Origin of the sequence: Cephaloticoccus capnophilus (assembly GCF_001580045.1) — a bacterium.
Taxonomy (GTDB): Bacteria; Verrucomicrobiota; Verrucomicrobiia; order Opitutales; family Opitutaceae; genus Cephaloticoccus; species Cephaloticoccus capnophilus.
This window is the reverse complement of sequence record NZ_LSZP01000013.1, coordinates 1-14,444: the sequence shown is the minus strand read 5'-3', so window position 1 is coordinate 14,444 and position 14,444 is coordinate 1. Positions and strand designations below refer to the sequence as shown.

The following is a 14,444-nucleotide window of genomic DNA, read 5'->3' as shown; positions in this document are numbered from 1 at the left end:
AATTTGGGATTTCGCTTTCGCGCGATAGCGCGATGAGAAATCCCAAATTAAATGGAAGCGGTCACTGACCGCCGCCCCACGCGCAGTGGAGCTCTGAGAGCTCAGACATTTACCTCGCGGGCGGTTCGCTGCCTTCTTTCGGTTGCTTTGCTGTCGTCTTGGCTGCCCGGCATGGATTCGAACCATGACTAGGCGAGTCAAAGTCGCCTGTGCTGCCATTACACCACCAGGCAAGACGCTCTGGCAAAGAGGGGCGCGACTCTGTGCGGAGTCCGCGTGCCGTCAAGGCACTTTCGGTGCTTTTTGCTGATGGCGTGTTTATGAGGGGGCGCGTGTGAGCTCGTGTTTATCGGGAGACGGCCTTTTCCAGTTTTTGAACCTTAGGGGCGATGACGAGGCGGCAGTAGCCGGCCTGTGGGTTTTTCCTAAAATAATCTTGGTGGTAATCCTCGGCGGGCCAGAAGCGGGCGAGGGGGACGAGCTCGGTGACGATTGCCGCTGAGAAGCGGGGCTGGGCGCGGGTGATTGCGGCGGCTGCGGCGGCTTTTTGTTCGGGCGACTGGTAGAGGATGATTGAGCGGTATTGTGTGCCGGCATCGGCACCTTGCCGGTTGAGCGTAGTCGGGTCGTGCGCTTCCCAGAAAAAATCGAGTAGGCGTTCGAGGCTGATTTCTTGTGGGTTGTATTGGATACGGATGACTTCGGCGTGGCCGGTATGGCCGGCGCAGACCTCTTCGTAGCTGGGATTATCCGTCACACCGCCTGCGTAGCCGCTGGTGACTTCTGTGACGCCGGGTAGGAGCTTGAAGGCCGCTTCGGTGCACCAGAAACAGCCGCCGCCGAGGACGAGGGTTTCGGTCGTTGCGAGTAGGCTGGTGGGGAGTAGGGCGGTGGCGCTCATGAGGATTGAAAGGAGGGCTTTCATAACGAGTAGATCAGTGACTGCGAGGATTCGCGCAACTGGGCAGTAGTGTTTCTAGCTGCAAATAAACGCTCGAATGGAAATGCGGTACGCATATGAGTTTAGGCTCATGAAACTCCGCCGCTTCGTCACTACGCTCTACTGGGTGCTTTTTTGCGCGGGAGTCGTCGTCGCCGGTGCGTTTTTTTGGCAGACGCAGCAGGAGTATCAAAATTTGCGGACGCAGGAGCGAGGCGTGCAAGCGCGCTTGGAGGACGCTGAGCAGCGCTTGCGCGAGCAAGAGCGCACGCTGGAGCGGCTGCGCAGTGACCCGGCTTATGTCGAGCGTGTGATTCGGCAGCGGCTCGGCTATGCCAAGCCCGACGAGTACATCGTGCGAATCCGCGAATGAAGCTCGCCCTTGGTGCGCGCAGCGTGTGCTGCATTGTGTGGCGCGGGCAGTGCCGTAGTGCCTTTTCCCCGGTGTAGTTAGTTTTTCACTTCGGACTTTTTATAAAATCCCTATGTCAACGCATCCGCTAATCGACGCCTTTCACGCCGCTGGTCAGGGGCAAGTGTTTCGGTTTTTTCACAGCCTCGAGGAGGCCGCTCGCGAGCGACTTCTCGCCCAAGCGGCGGAGGTTGATCTGGCGGAAGTCGCGCGGCTCAAGGCGAAGCTGCTCAGTGGCGAGAGCGGCGGAGCGGCACAGCGCGTTGACCTAAGTGATCTGAGCCCCGCGCCGTACGAGCCCTTGCCCGAGCACGGGGGCGATGCGGCCACTTGGGCGGAGGCGCGCGTGGTGGGCGAAGCGGCGTTGAGGGCCGGGCAGGTTGCGGCGTTTACCGTAGCGGGAGGGCAGGGCACGCGGCTCGGCTACGACGGGCCGAAGGGGAGTTTCCCCGTCACACCGCTGCGGCGGAAATCGCTTTTTCAAGTGTTTGCCGAAAAGCTGCTGGCCGCTGAATGGCGTTACGGTCGTCCGCTGCATTGGTTCATCATGACCAGTCACCAAAACCATGAGGCGACGCTGGCCTTTTTCGCGCAACACGGTCACTTCGGCCTTTCGCCCGAGCGGGTTCATTTTTTCACGCAAGGCCGAATGCCCGCCGTCGATTTTGAGGGGCAGATTTTGCTCGAAGCGCCCGACCGGATCGCGATGAGCCCCGATGGGCACGGCGGCTCGTTACGCGCGCTGGCTAGCCACGGTGCACTCGAGCTAATGGAGCGCGAGGGCATCGACACCTTGAGCTACTTCCAAGTCGATAACCCGTTAGTGCGCTGCATTGACCCTGCCTTCATCGGTTGGCATCGGCTCAAAAACTCCGAGATGAGTAGTAAGATGCTGCCCAAGGCGTATGCGGGCGAGAAGCTCGGGCACTTTTGCATGCAGCGCGGGCGGCTTGTCGTGATCGAGTACTCGGACTTGCCCACGGCGATGCAGGAGGCGCGCGATCCGGCGACGGGCGGGCTGTGCTTCAGTGCGGGCTCAATTGCGATTCACCTGCTCGACCGCGAATTCATCCGGCGGATGAGTGCGGGGGCGGGCGTCGGCAGCGAGTCGCTCCAATTTCACCGCGCGGACAAGAAAATCCCGACACTTGATGTGGAGGGCCAGCCGGTCATGCCCGCCGAGCCCAATGGGGTGAAGTTCGAGCTATTCGTTTTTGATGCGCTGCCCTTTGCGCGAAATCCGCTCGTTATCGAAACCTCGCGAGAGGACGAGTTTGCATCGGTCAAAAATGCGGAGGGGTCGGACTCGCCTAAACGCTCGTGCGAGGCGCAGTTGCGGCAAGCCGCGAGGTGGTTTGCCGCAGCGGGTGAGCGACTCGAAGTCGATGAGTCAGGGCTGCCGAAAATCGCTGTCGAGGTCTCGCCTCTGTTTGCCGTCGATGCCGAAAGTTTTTGCGAAAGCTGGCGCAAGCTCTCGCCACGTCCGTCGATTGTTGATGGGCTGTACCTCGAAGCGCCGCGCCGCGCTTAGTGTCCCTTACTCTTTTCCCTGTCCTAACTCTGCTCTCACGATGACCACTCTGATCGAAAAAATCGAAGCCGCTGCTGCCGCACAAAAGCTGCTGCCTTCGTCGCTCGAAAACCTTAAAACCTTCCTTGAGGCAGGGCTGCCGGAGTGGGCGCGGTCGAGTATTGCGGAGCTTGTCGAGGCGGGTGAGTGGGCCGAGCTAAACGACCGCTTTTATACGTTCATCGCCTTTGGCACTGGCGGGATGCGTGGGCGTACAATCGCGCAAGTGCCGACTCGCGCGGAGTTGGGCGAGGCTGGAGTGGATAAACCGGCGCAGGCGGCGATCGGCAGTAGTCTGTTAAATGACTTCACGCTGTTGCGCGCTGTCATCGGGCTATATCGGTACACGGCGAGGTACTCGGCTGAGCAAGGCGAGAGGGCGGGCCTCCAAGGACAGGCCCGCCAAAGCAAAGGAGCGGCGGCCCCGCGCTTGGTGATTGCGCACGATGTGCGGCATTTCTCGCGGCACTTTTGCGAGTTGGCGGCTTCGACATGGGTGAAGCTCGGCGGCGAAGCGTTTATCTTCGATGGGCCGCGATCCACGCCGCAGCTCAGCTACACGCTGCGGGCGCAGCAGGCTCACGCGGGTATCGTCATTACGGCCAGCCACAACCCGCCGCACGACAACGGGTTTAAGGCCTATTTCGATGACGGCGCGCAAGTCGTCCCGCCGCACGACAGCGCGATTGTGGCCGAGGTCGCGGCAGTGCCGCTCGCCGAGCTGAGCGCGTATTTGGAGAAAGACCTTTCGCGGGTTGTGACGCTAGGCGCGGAGGCCGATACGGCGTATCGCCGCGCCGCGCACACGGCCTTGTTGGATGCGCAAGTCCTGCGCCGCGAAAAGCTGCGGGTCGTGTTTACCAATATCCACGGGACGGGCGCGATTACCTCGGTGCCCCTGCTGGAGGAGGCGGGCTGCGAAGTGATTACCGTGCCCGAGCAACTCGGCTTCGATGCGCGTTTCCCGAGCGTTAAATCGCCCAACCCCGAAAATGCGGAGGCCTTGGCGATGGGGATCGCTTTGGCGGAGTCGCGCGGGGCGGATGTCGTTATGGCGACCGATCCGGATTGCGACCGGATGGGCGTTGCCGTGTGCAACCGCACGGGGCAGATGGAGCTTTTGACCGGAAACCAAATCGGCGCGCTTTTGGCCGAGTATCGGTTGGGTAAATACAAAGCGCTCGGGCTCATTCCCGCCGAAGGCAGCGAGCGGGTGTGCCTGATAAAAACCTTTGTGACGACCGGCTTGCAGGATGCGATCGGCGCGGCGCATGGCGTGAAGGTCATTAACACGCTCACTGGCTTTAAGTGGATTTCCGCGAAGCTGCGCGCGTATGAGGATAAGCTGCGTGAAGCCTTGGCGGAGCAGGGCGCTGGGGAGCTTGATTTCGATGCGAGTAGTTTTGCGGAGCGCGCTCGGCTGCTCCAAACGCACTCCAGCTTCGTGACCTTCGCGGCGGAGGAGAGCTACGGCTACATGCCTAACGACCTAGTCCGCGATAAGGACGGGAACACGGCGTGCCTGATGTTTGCCGAGCTGTGTGCTGCGCTCAAAGTGCGCGGCTTGACCGCAGGCGAGGCGCTCGACGAGCTGTATTTACGGCATGGCTTCTTCCTCGAAGGCACGGTGAATCTCTTTTATGAGGGCGCGAGCGGTAAGGCGAAGATTGACCGCATCCTCGCGAGTTACCGGGAGAGCCCGCCGACCGGTTTTGGCGACTTGCGCGTGACCCAGTTCGACGATTTTGGCCGACAGGACTTCCGCGACGCCGACGGCGAACTGATCCCGAAGCAGGACTTGTACTTCGTGACGCTTTCTAACGGCTACCGCTTCGCCGCGCGCGGCAGCGGCACCGAGCCGAAGATGAAGTTTTATCTTTTCGCCAGCGAACGGGTCGGCAGCGCAGACGCGCTCTCGCACGTGAAAGCGCAGACGCGCGCCACGCTGGAAGCACTCGCCGCAAAGATCGAAGCCGATGCGCGATCGCGTGCAGGCGAAAAGGCGTGAGCTAAAGCCTAAGCGGCGAGCGTGCGCAGCACACGTGAGTGGCGAGCCGCGAGCCAGAGGCCTCCCGTTTGAAACGTGGCCGCTCTTCTCTCTGAGCTTCCACTACGCGTGGGGCGGCAGGCTGTGCCTGCACCCGTTCAATTTGGGAATTGGCCCCGTCGCTTCGCGACGAAACCAATTCCCAAATTTGAAGTCCCTGTCCTTGTCGCGTTGCGACAAGGAAGGCGCGTTAAAGGGAGATGGGGAGAGCCGCCGGTTTCCCGAGACGGGAAGAATCATGAACAAATCCACGTCCCAAAGCTCGGTAGAAAGGAACCCAAACTTGGAAGCGGTCACTGACCGCCGCACCACGCGGAGTGGGGAGAGCTTCGCGTTGCGTATTTCGCTGTGTCGCGTAGTGGGAGTTTCCGAGGCGACACGTCTCTTCTTAAAACCAGCCTACTAGAAAACCTTGTGCGGCTTTGATACCGATGACGCCGAGGTTTTTTGTCATGTGAGCGATGATACAAGGCAGCAGTGAGTGCTGTGGGTTACAGCGAGCGAAGCGCAGAAAGTAAAACCAGAGCGATGCGGCGAGGACGACTGCAGTGCTGAATGCGCCTTTGAGTGTCAGTGTGAGTTGGAAGCCCGCATCCTCCCATTCCCAGAGAAACGGATGCAGCAGTGCGAAGAGGATTGAGGCGGCGAAAATTCCCGCCCGGCGAGCGGCAGTGCCTCGGCCCGTGATGACGAGGTAGCCGCGAAAGATCAGCTCCTCAATAAACGCGGCGGCGAGCGTGTAGAGCGCGAAGAGTGCGGTGATCGTGCTCTGCTCCTCGACGATGCCCAGTGCGTACTCTCCCACGGTTTCGCAGCCGAGGAGTAGGAGACTGCCCGTGATGGCGAGGGTGATTGCCCGCGTTTTAAAAACTCGGCCAGCCGGGTTAGCCGGATTTGCGGCGCGCTCGTCCTCCCACCATCCCTTGGCGAGGTAGAGGGCGACGCCGATTAGGGCGAGGAGCAGGAGTGGGTTGTTACTCATGATGGGAAAGACAAGACGCAGGCGAGTATTGATTAGCTAATTGAGCAGGCTCTCCTACAGTCCCAAATTTTTCACCACCGATGAACCGAGCCTCTTCTGCTAAGTCTCCGCTCTCAGTCTCGCAGCCCGCTACTTCCTTTGCGTCGGTTTTCACGCACTTAAAGCCACACCTGGCGGCACTGGATACGTTTTTGCGTGAGCAGGTCGCGGCCTTTGAGCCCGAGATTCGCGAAATGGCGGACTACTGTATCGATACCTCGGGGAAGCGGATTCGGCCTGCGCTCGTGTTTCTGAGCGCTTGGCGAGATGAGGGCGACGCTGCGGCGGGGGGCGAGGGGGGTGGCGTTGATACAGTCGACTCACAACTCGTTCGCGCCGCAGCCGTTGTCGAACTGGCGCACCTGGCGACGCTTGTGCACGACGATATTATGGATGAGGCGCAGCTGCGCCGTAACCGCGAGACGGCCTCGCGCAAGTTTGGGGCCGTGGCGGCAGTGCTTTTGGGCGATGCGATGTTCGCCCACTCGCTGTATCTGGCGGCGCACTTTCCTACAACGGAAGTTTGCGCGCGCGTGTCCGAATCGACGCGGCGGGTTTGCGCGGGCGAGATTGTGCAAACGATGCGTCGTGGCTCGGTGCGTGTGAGCCGTGAGGACTATTGGCGGATTATCGATTTGAAGACTGCGGAGCTGTTTCGCGTCTCCTGCTTCTTGGGGGCACGGCTGTCGGGAGGGAGCGCGGACTATGTGGAGGCTGCGGCCCGATTTGGCCGGCACCTCGGGATCGCTTATCAAATCTACGACGACTTGGCGGACTTTTTTGGCGACGAGGCGCGAATCGGAAAAACGCTGGGTACCGACTTTGCGAGCGGGAAGCTGACGCTGCCGCTAATCGTGCTTGCGGAGAGCTTGCCTGAGGTCGAGCGCGCGGAGCTTTTGGGCGAGATTTGTGGCGAGCGGCCCGGGCAGATGGAGCGGCGTTTGGCGCAAATGGCCGAGCGAGGGGTTTTTGAAAACGTCGCTGCGGAGGTGGAGCGTGAGATAGTGCTGGCCGAGCGCGCACTTACGCCGTGGTCGGGGACAGGGCGGGCACAGTTGCTTGGCGGGTTGTGCGGTGTGTTGCGCGCGCAGGTTTCGGGTTTGGCCGGAGCCGCCGCCACAGCGTGATTGCGGGCGTTTACTAAAAAACCGTTTGCCCTACTGGTGGGCTTGGCATTTCGTCGCTCCCGAAATGGACGTGACCCTTAGCCGGACGCTGACAGCTTCCCCAGAGCGGCAACAAGAGGCCGACTCTGATTGGGGCGTTGTGGAGCGGGTGCAGAGCGGCGAGGTCGAGGCCTTCGACGAGTTGATTTTGCGCTACCGGGGCCGCGTTTACGGGATGGTTTACAATATGACCTCCAACCGCGAGGACGCCGCAGACCTCACACAGGACGCCTTTATTAAGGCGTTTCAGTCGATCAACCGTTTCCAGGGTCAGTCTTCGTTTTTTACTTGGCTGTACCGGATCGCGGTTAACGCGACGCTTAGCCACCTGCGCAAACATCGGCTGCGCACGTTTTTCAGCCTCGAAAAGGTCGATGAAAACGACCGTCCCAGTGCCGAAGTGATAGAGGCGCTTACTGACCATTCGGGCGCGGAGCGCGGCACCCTCGTTAAAGAACTTCAGGAAAGATTGAACGAGGCGATGCAGAAACTCTCTATCAAGCACAGAACCGTGGTCACTTTATTCGAGATAGATGGCCTTAGCCATCAAGAGATTGCCGAAATCATGAACTGCTCTGTGGGCACGGTGCGTTCGCGTCTGCACTACGCGAAGCAGCAGTTGCAGTCCGATTTGCAAAGTTTCCTCAACAAATGAAGTCCGATAACGATCAACCGAAGGTGACCTTAGAGCAGCTCCTGCGTGTGAAACGTGCGGAGAAGCCCTCGCCCGAGTTCTGGGCGCAGTTTGAGCGCGAGCTGCGCATGAAGCAGCTCGCTGCAATCGTCGAGCCTCGCCCGTGGTGGGCTCCCTTCATCCGAGTCGGCAGTCGCTTAGCCCGCTACCAAATGCCGGTCGGGGCGGCTGCGGTCGTCGCACTCACTTTGCTGACTGTTCGCCAGTACGACACTGCGAGCCCTGCTGAGGCAGGCCGCGCAGTGGTGCCGCAAATCGCCGCCGAAAAGGTGGAGAAGCGCGGGTTAACGCTCGCGGCGAGTGCCGATGTCGCTGCGAGGGGTGAGGCTCCTGTCTCGCTCGCGGCCGATGCGAGTGAGCTAGCCGGTGGGGCGCAGCGCGCGCCGCGTGCATCGTCGGTTGGCAGTCAAGCGCTTGGGGCAGGCATGATGCTCGGTGGGCTAGCCTCCGGTCTTCATGCAGAAGCGAGCGACGAAGCGGACTCTCGCTCTGTCGCGGCGCAGATGGTCGCGGCCAATCTGGAGGTTGTGAAAACCAGCGAGTCCGAGCTCGTTCCCCTTTTGGAGCTTTCACTCGCTTCGCAGCCGACTCAGCTCGGGAAGGTCGCCGCCGTCGCGGCGCGTGATCCTCTCTCTCGCGTGGGAGCCGAGGCTGCGCAGAAGCGCTCCAGCCGGCTGCTTGGCAGCGCGCTTCCCGCTACAGCCACGGTGGTGGCATCGACTGCGAGTAGCTCTACGCTGCGGCTCAACCGCTCGATCTCTGAGGAGCGGATTTATGACTCCATGCGTCGCGGCCGGCTGAGTGCGGATCGCGTGCCTATTAAATTTTAACTTGGGGCGCGTAGCGCGCCTACTTTGTTCATGGTTGTAGCGGCCCCGTGTCTTGACACGGGGCCGCTCGCTTTGTGGCTTGCGAGCCCATATGCGCACCGAAAAAGATTCGATGGGAGAGATGGCTGTACCTGATGACGCGCTTTGGGGCGCATCTACGCAGCGGGCGGTTTTAAATTTCCCGATTAGCGGTCGGCCCATGCCAGAGGGCTTTATTCGCAGTCTCGGACTGATTAAAGAGGCGGCGGCCTTGGTGAACGAGTCGCTCGGTCGGCTAAGCGCGGAGAAAAGTGCGCTGATCCGCCAAGCCGCTGGCGAAATCATTGAGGGAAAGCTTTCCGCGCATTTCCCCGTCGATGTGTTCCAGACCGGCTCGGGCACGTCGAGTAACATGAATGCCAATGAGGTCATCGCCCGCCGCGCCTCGCAGATCGCGGGCAGCCCCGGGGCCATTCACCCAAATGACGATGTCAATATGGGGCAGTCGTCTAACGACATTATCCCGACCGTCCTGCACATCAGTGCGGCGCTCGCGCTAAAGAACGATTTGCTCCCGGCACTGGGGCGGCTGCGCGAAGCCTTGGCGCAAAAGAGTGCCGCGTTTGCGCACATCGTGAAAATCGGGCGTACGCATTTGATGGACGCCACGCCGTTGACGCTTGGCCAAGAGTTTTCCGGTTACGTGGCGCAACTGCGAAAGTCCGAACAACGCGTTGAGCGTGCGATTGAGGTACTGTGCGAGTTGGCGATTGGCGGGACGGCGGTCGGCACCGGCATTAACTCGCATCCGAAGTTTGCGCCGCAAGTGTGTGCGATTTTGGCAGAGAAAACGGGCATCGCGTTTCGCGAGGCCGATAACCACTTCGAGGCCCAAGCCGGGCGCGATGATGCAGTGGAGGTTGCAGGGCTCCTCGCGACGATCGCCGCTAGCCTGACGAAGGTTGCCAATGATATCCGACTCCTCAGCTCTGGCCCGCGTGCGGGACTCGCCGAGTTGCGGCTGCCCGCGACCCAGCCGGGCTCCTCAATCATGCCGGGCAAGGTGAACCCCGTGATGAGCGAGATGCTCGTGCAGGTGGGGCTTTACGTGCAGGGGCTCGCGCAGACAGTCGTTGGCTGCGGGCGCGATGGTCACTTCGAGCTCAACGTCACGATTCCCTTAATCGCGCACTGCTTGCATGAGTCGATTCAATGCCTCGCCAACGGAGCGCGCGTTTTTGCCGAAAAGTGCGTCGAAGGGCTCGAGGCCGACGAGGCACGCTGCCGCGAACTGATGGAGCGTTCGCTAATGCTCGTGACCGCCCTCAATCCCTTTATCGGCTACGACGCGGCGGCTAGCGTCGCCAAAGAAGCGTTGGCTGAGGGCAAGTCACTGCGCGAAGTCGTGCTAGGGCGTGGGTTGATGGATGCGGAAACACTGGAGCGTGCCCTAGAGCCGCTGGCAATGACTCGGCCCTCTGGCGATTAAAGGGCCGCTTCCCCACTACGCGTAGGGCGGCAGCGTGTCGCTGCACCCGTTCAATTTGGGAATTGGCCTCGTCGCTTCGCGACGAAACCAATTCCCAAATTTGAAAGCATTCCCCCTGTCGCGTTGCGACAGGAAAGGGAAAGTAGAGTAATAACCCGTTTGGGCGAGGTGGGAAAAATCACCAGTAAACTCCCGCCTCCAAGTTTGGGTTCCTTTCTACAGAGCCGCTTGGTTGCCGTGCGAATGCACGGCAACCAAGCGGCTCTGTAAATGGGTGCAGCGATAGACGGCGGGCCAACGAGCCCGCCGCCAAATAAAACAGCCTGAGGCTGCGCCCCACGCGGAGTGGAGGTCTGTGGGAATGGCAGCATGCAGCTGGCTTTTTCCTTTAGTAGAATTTGGGGCTTTATGAGTGAGAATAGGTAGTTAGTAAAGGCATGCCTATGCCTACGCCCAGCCGAGCTAATGCGCAGTTACTAAAACCAGTTAATGCATTTTAAGTTAACAGCTTATGTAAGTTTAGTTTTCGCGTGTGCGAGCGGATTGGTTTTCGGGCTTTTTGGGGTCAGTTCGGCGACTGCGCAGATTGTCCTGCCGGTGGGACCCTCTGTTTATCACTGGGATCGCGGGGCAGGGACGGATAATTGGACGGACGGGGCCAACTGGTATAACAGCACGAGCTCCTCTAACAACCAAGTGCCCGTGGCCGGGGCAGACTTGGTTTTCGGAAACAGGCCTAGCGGCACCGACGCTCAGACGGTTGTCCTAAACTCCACCAACACCGCTGTCCGCTCAATCTGGTTTGAGGCGGGCCGCGATTACACGTTCCAAGGCACGGGCTCCCTCATCCTCGGCGGCGGGCTCGCGAATAATGGCCGACTCGTCACCGTCTTCGCACGCGGGCTACCCGCCAACCACCACACGATTAACCTGCCGATTTCCCTCGCTGCCGGCCCCGCCAAAACCTTCGAAATCGCCAACTACTCTGCCGGCAGCATCCTTGGTTTTCGCGGCAACTTTAACCTCAACGGTCACTCACTGCGGTTTACCGGCACGGGGCCGATTTACTTCGAGCCAAGCTTAATTTTAAGTAACGGAGCCTCGCTCTCCACCGTAGCGAGCTCGACCACCTATCCGACCATTCTCATTATCAGGAATATTCTCCTTTCCGGGGGCAATGCTGCCACTACTCAGCTCACTGTGGGAAGTAATACGCTAGTCATAGGCCGCGGATTGGGCACAGGGGTAGGGGTAATGGTGCAGAGCGGCGGTAGTTATTCTATGCGCGCCCAGAGTAACGTGAGCGGCACTCTCGCGGGGGCCGGGCTCGCTCGCCAAGCGGCAGCCGCGCCCATCGGTGCCTTGTACGCTGACGGCTTCATCAGCGGACGTGTGAATGTCTCTTTAGTCGGTAACACTTCGTTTGGCGTACGCTCTGGCCGGGGCGATGCGTACGTAGTCACTGGTGGCAATGTTGCCGTGGGGACTTCCTCGGGCTTCATAAAGGTGGACTCGGGGATCGTCTATTTCCCCAGTGTCGATAAGGGACGTCAACCTGCGCAAAATAACCTATGGCAAGGGGTAACGGCTATTAACGGAGGGGTGTTGAGATACGGGCTGGCGAGCCAAAACGCTTGGGCAGGTATTGTGTTTACATCAACACGGCTCCAGCTCAACGGCGGCATTTTAGAAACCGATAGCAATACCGCCTTCACTTTGGGCACGGGGGCGGGTCAAGTGGAGTGGCGGGGCGACGGCGGGTTTTCGTCAGCCGTACTGAACGGAGCTGCAAGGGCTGTGATACTCTACACCCCGGGCTCCTCCTCCCCGGCCTCCCTCACTTGGGGCACGGGTTTCTTCGTGCGGACAGGGCGCAAGCTATTGCTCAGCTCGCGCTATGCGACTGGGGAAATCGTGTTTACGAATGGGATAGATCTCGGTTCCCAGTTGCGCGAGGTTCGTGTCGAGCGCGGAGTACGAGCCACACTCCAAGGCGTAGTACAGGAAAACGCCCGCGCGCGGATGTCTGGTGCGCTTACCGGCACGAATGGTGGGATTCTTAAAACCGGCCCGGGGCTGCTCAGGCTGACCGGAGCAAACAGCTACACTGGCGCGACCGTAATCCGTGAGGGCGCACTGCGTGGTAATATTCCGACCAGCTCCAACATCCGGCTCAGCGGTGGCGTGCTCGGGCTGGACGCTGATTTCACTCGCCCCCGTTTCGGCCCAAACGGGCGGATCATCTGGGAGGGCTCCGGTGGCTTCGCAGCCTATGGGGCCAACCGTCGCGTCCGAATCGATAACCAAACGACTACGGAAATCGTCTGGGGCTCGAGCAACTTCGTGCAAAGCAGGCAAGAATTGCGCTTTGGCCACTACACTGCGGATGCTGCGGTTATCTGGGACCGCGTGCTAAACTTCGGCAACGCCATGCGGACAATCCGCGTCGAGCGCGGGCAAGCCCTACGCGGCGGGGCGCCCAACCTCACCGATGTCATCTTCAACCGTGAGCTGAGGAACAGCACGAAAGCAGGCGGCTTGCGCCTCGTAGGCGCCGGGCGTGCCGACCTCGCCGCAGACAACAGCTCCCTAAATAGCGACGTATTGGAAATCTCCGGTGCGGAGCTTGCGATCGCGACCAGCAACGCCCGGCTCGGCGCCGTGGGGACTATCGCGCTCAGCGAGGGAGGCCGCTTCACAATCAGAAACGTCGGTTCCGGCAGCTACAACAATGCTCAAGTCGCCGACACCACCAAAGTCACACTCAACACGGGGATACTCCGCTACGAAGGCCGCACGACGGGAAACCTGCCCTCGGTCGAAACTATTGGCGATGTCACGCTAGAGAGTGGAGCCAACGAAATCCGCCTCCAGCACAACCTGCTCGCGGGCAACAGCTACACCGAGCTTGGTGTCGGCGAGTTCAAACGGGCCAGCAGCTCGCGCGCCACGCTCGATCTCACATCGAATGCGGATGTCACCGGCGCTAACGCCTCCCTCTACACCTACAGCGCGACTGGCAAAGTCCGGCTAAGGGCTGCAATCACCACGCTTTCGGGGCAAATGATCGGCGGCATCGCTCCTTGGGCCACCATCAACGGAACCGACTGGGCACGCCGCGCCACTACGAGTGGCGCCGATTACATCGCCAACTTCGCGAGCTACACGACGGGTTCGACGCACTCGGGGAACTACCGTCCGTCGACTGCGGTCACCACTTTCGGCCCCGTTACCCTCAACTCACTGCGGCTTGCCGTTAGTAGCTTCGGCGCTCCGTCTCGGGCGAACCTAGACGGCGCGCTCACGCTGAGCAGCGGCGGACTTCTCGCCAGCAGAGTAGGTCCAAACACAACTGCATTTCACATCATCGCCGGCACCGGTACACTCAGGACTGTGGGGGGGCGCCCGCTCTACACCCACGTTTACGGAAACGGACTGGAGTTTACTGGCTCCGTCCGCGTCATCGGCGGAATGGACTGGGTAAAAACCGGCCCGAGCCGCCTCCGCTATATCAGTACGGGCACTAGCGAAATCGGCTCGCTATATATTCACCAAGGCAGATTCGAGCTGGTTACTGGCTCTATAAACACCGGAGCCGCTGGCCAAGTCTACATCGGCGACGGCGCGGGCCGCGACGAATTGTGGCTAAGCGGCGGCAACAATCGCTTGGCGGATAGGCCGAAAGTCACGCTGCGTGGCACGCCCTACGGACGCGGCGCCGAGTTTGGCGCCGCCGAAGACCAAGCCACACTCATACTCAGAAACGGCGCGAGCCAAGGGCTCCGCGAGCTGCACATTATCGACCGAGGAACGATCGACTTCGCAAACGGTAATCCCGGCGCGCCCAACCGGCTCTTCCTCGACCTGCTCACGTTTAACAATTCGAGCGCCCGACTCTTCGTCCGAGGCTGGCACGAATACGAGGACTTCCTGCTCATCAAGAGGACTGCCTTCGCCGCCGGCCAATGGCCGAACCTGCTAAGCCAAATCTTCTTCGACGGCTACTCCCGCGACTACGAGCTGCTCCTTAAAGACTACGACGTCAACTACTACGAAATTACCCCCTGGAGCTCGTGGGCCACCTCCGCCTTGCCCGAACCCTCCACCTACGGCGCCCTCCTCGCCGCAGCAGGCATCGCCCTCGTCGCGTGGCGAAAGAAACGCGCCGCCAAGGCTAGCCCGCTTACCGCCACCCAATAATCCTCTCCACTGCGCGTGGGGCGGCAGCGTGTCGCTGCACCCATTTAGATTTTGGTTTCGCCTCTGCGCGACGCGCAGAAACGAAACCAAAATCTG

10 protein-coding genes and 1 tRNA gene are annotated in these 14,444 nt (G+C 60.5%); 8 read left to right on the top strand and 3 right to left on the bottom strand.

Features of this window, described 5'->3' with window-relative positions; translation table 11 throughout:
• Nucleotides 1-159: 159 nt before the first annotated feature.
• A tRNA-Gln gene (locus tag AXK12_RS01585) sits at nt 160-233 on the bottom strand.
• A gap of 113 nt (nt 234-346) precedes the next feature.
• A complete protein-coding gene (gene msrA / locus AXK12_RS01580; RefSeq protein WP_082782557.1) occupies nt 347-925 on the bottom strand; it encodes a peptide-methionine (S)-S-oxide reductase MsrA in 579 nt (192 codons plus the stop codon).
• A 106-nt stretch (nt 926-1,031) separates the two neighbouring features.
• On the opposite strand from msrA, the gene AXK12_RS01575 reads away from it, so the two are divergent.
• The 3 genes from AXK12_RS01575 to AXK12_RS01565 all read left to right on the top strand — a co-directional run bounded on the left by AXK12_RS01575 (nt 1,032) and on the right by AXK12_RS01565 (nt 4,930).
• Nucleotides 1,032-1,313: an FtsB family cell division protein gene (locus tag AXK12_RS01575; protein WP_068711028.1), complete on the top strand. Its 282-nt coding sequence runs from the start codon at nt 1,032-1,034 to the stop codon at nt 1,311-1,313.
• Nucleotides 1,314-1,425: 112 nt separating this feature from the next.
• A complete protein-coding gene (locus AXK12_RS01570) occupies nt 1,426-2,883 on the top strand; it encodes a UTP--glucose-1-phosphate uridylyltransferase (RefSeq protein WP_068711025.1) in 1,458 nt (485 codons plus the stop codon).
• A 40-nt stretch (nt 2,884-2,923) separates the two neighbouring features.
• Complete coding sequence (locus tag AXK12_RS01565) at nt 2,924-4,930, top strand: phospho-sugar mutase (RefSeq protein ID WP_068711027.1); 2,007 nt, start codon at nt 2,924-2,926, stop codon at nt 4,928-4,930.
• Between the two features lie 427 nt (nt 4,931-5,357).
• Here the strand turns inward: AXK12_RS01565 and AXK12_RS01560 are convergent, their stop codons facing one another.
• On the bottom strand, nt 5,358-5,951 hold the full coding sequence (locus AXK12_RS01560) for a CPBP family intramembrane glutamic endopeptidase (RefSeq protein WP_068711024.1): 594 nt from the start codon (nt 5,949-5,951) through the stop codon (nt 5,358-5,360).
• A gap of 80 nt (nt 5,952-6,031) precedes the next feature.
• Here AXK12_RS01560 and AXK12_RS01555 point away from each other — a divergent pair, with 80 nt between their 5' ends.
• The 5 genes from AXK12_RS01555 (at nt 6,032) to AXK12_RS01535 (ending at nt 14,348) form a co-directional block, all read left to right on the top strand.
• Nucleotides 6,032-7,117 (top strand): polyprenyl synthetase family protein, encoded by a 1,086-nt coding sequence (locus tag AXK12_RS01555; protein ID WP_068711023.1) that lies wholly within the window; start codon nt 6,032-6,034, stop codon nt 7,115-7,117.
• Between the two features lie 64 nt (nt 7,118-7,181).
• A complete protein-coding gene (locus AXK12_RS01550) occupies nt 7,182-7,811 on the top strand; it encodes a sigma-70 family RNA polymerase sigma factor (RefSeq protein WP_068711026.1) in 630 nt (209 codons plus the stop codon).
• A complete protein-coding gene (locus AXK12_RS01545; RefSeq protein WP_068711022.1) occupies nt 7,808-8,680 on the top strand; it encodes a hypothetical protein in 873 nt (290 codons plus the stop codon). The genes AXK12_RS01550 and AXK12_RS01545 overlap by 4 nt, the downstream gene beginning before the upstream one ends.
• A 91-nt stretch (nt 8,681-8,771) precedes the next feature.
• Complete coding sequence (locus tag AXK12_RS01540) at nt 8,772-10,148, top strand: class II fumarate hydratase (protein WP_068711021.1); 1,377 nt, start codon at nt 8,772-8,774, stop codon at nt 10,146-10,148.
• 597 nt (nt 10,149-10,745) lie between these two features.
• Nucleotides 10,746-14,348, top strand: coding sequence for an autotransporter-associated beta strand repeat-containing protein (locus AXK12_RS01535; RefSeq protein ID WP_197456951.1), 3,603 nt, complete (start codon nt 10,746-10,748; stop codon nt 14,346-14,348).
• The last annotated feature ends 96 nt before the right edge of the window (nt 14,349-14,444 follow it).

Bases quoted from the DNA above. Each gene is read 5' to 3' on its own strand.
- msrA (WP_082782557.1), bottom strand. From the start codon at position 925: ATGAAAGCCCTCCTTTCAATCCTCATGAGCGCCACCGCCCTACTCCCC.
- AXK12_RS01575 (WP_068711028.1), top strand. From the start codon at position 1,032: ATGAAACTCCGCCGCTTCGTCACTACGCTCTACTGGGTGCTTTTTTGC.
- AXK12_RS01570 (WP_068711025.1), top strand. From the start codon at position 1,426: ATGTCAACGCATCCGCTAATCGACGCCTTTCACGCCGCTGGTCAGGGG.
- AXK12_RS01565 (WP_068711027.1), top strand. From the start codon at position 2,924: ATGACCACTCTGATCGAAAAAATCGAAGCCGCTGCTGCCGCACAAAAG.
- AXK12_RS01560 (WP_068711024.1), bottom strand. From the start codon at position 5,951: ATGAGTAACAACCCACTCCTGCTCCTCGCCCTAATCGGCGTCGCCCTC.
- AXK12_RS01555 (WP_068711023.1), top strand. From the start codon at position 6,032: ATGAACCGAGCCTCTTCTGCTAAGTCTCCGCTCTCAGTCTCGCAGCCC.
- AXK12_RS01550 (WP_068711026.1), top strand. From the start codon at position 7,182: ATGGACGTGACCCTTAGCCGGACGCTGACAGCTTCCCCAGAGCGGCAA.
- AXK12_RS01545 (WP_068711022.1), top strand. From the start codon at position 7,808: ATGAAGTCCGATAACGATCAACCGAAGGTGACCTTAGAGCAGCTCCTG.
- AXK12_RS01540 (WP_068711021.1), top strand. From the start codon at position 8,772: ATGCGCACCGAAAAAGATTCGATGGGAGAGATGGCTGTACCTGATGAC.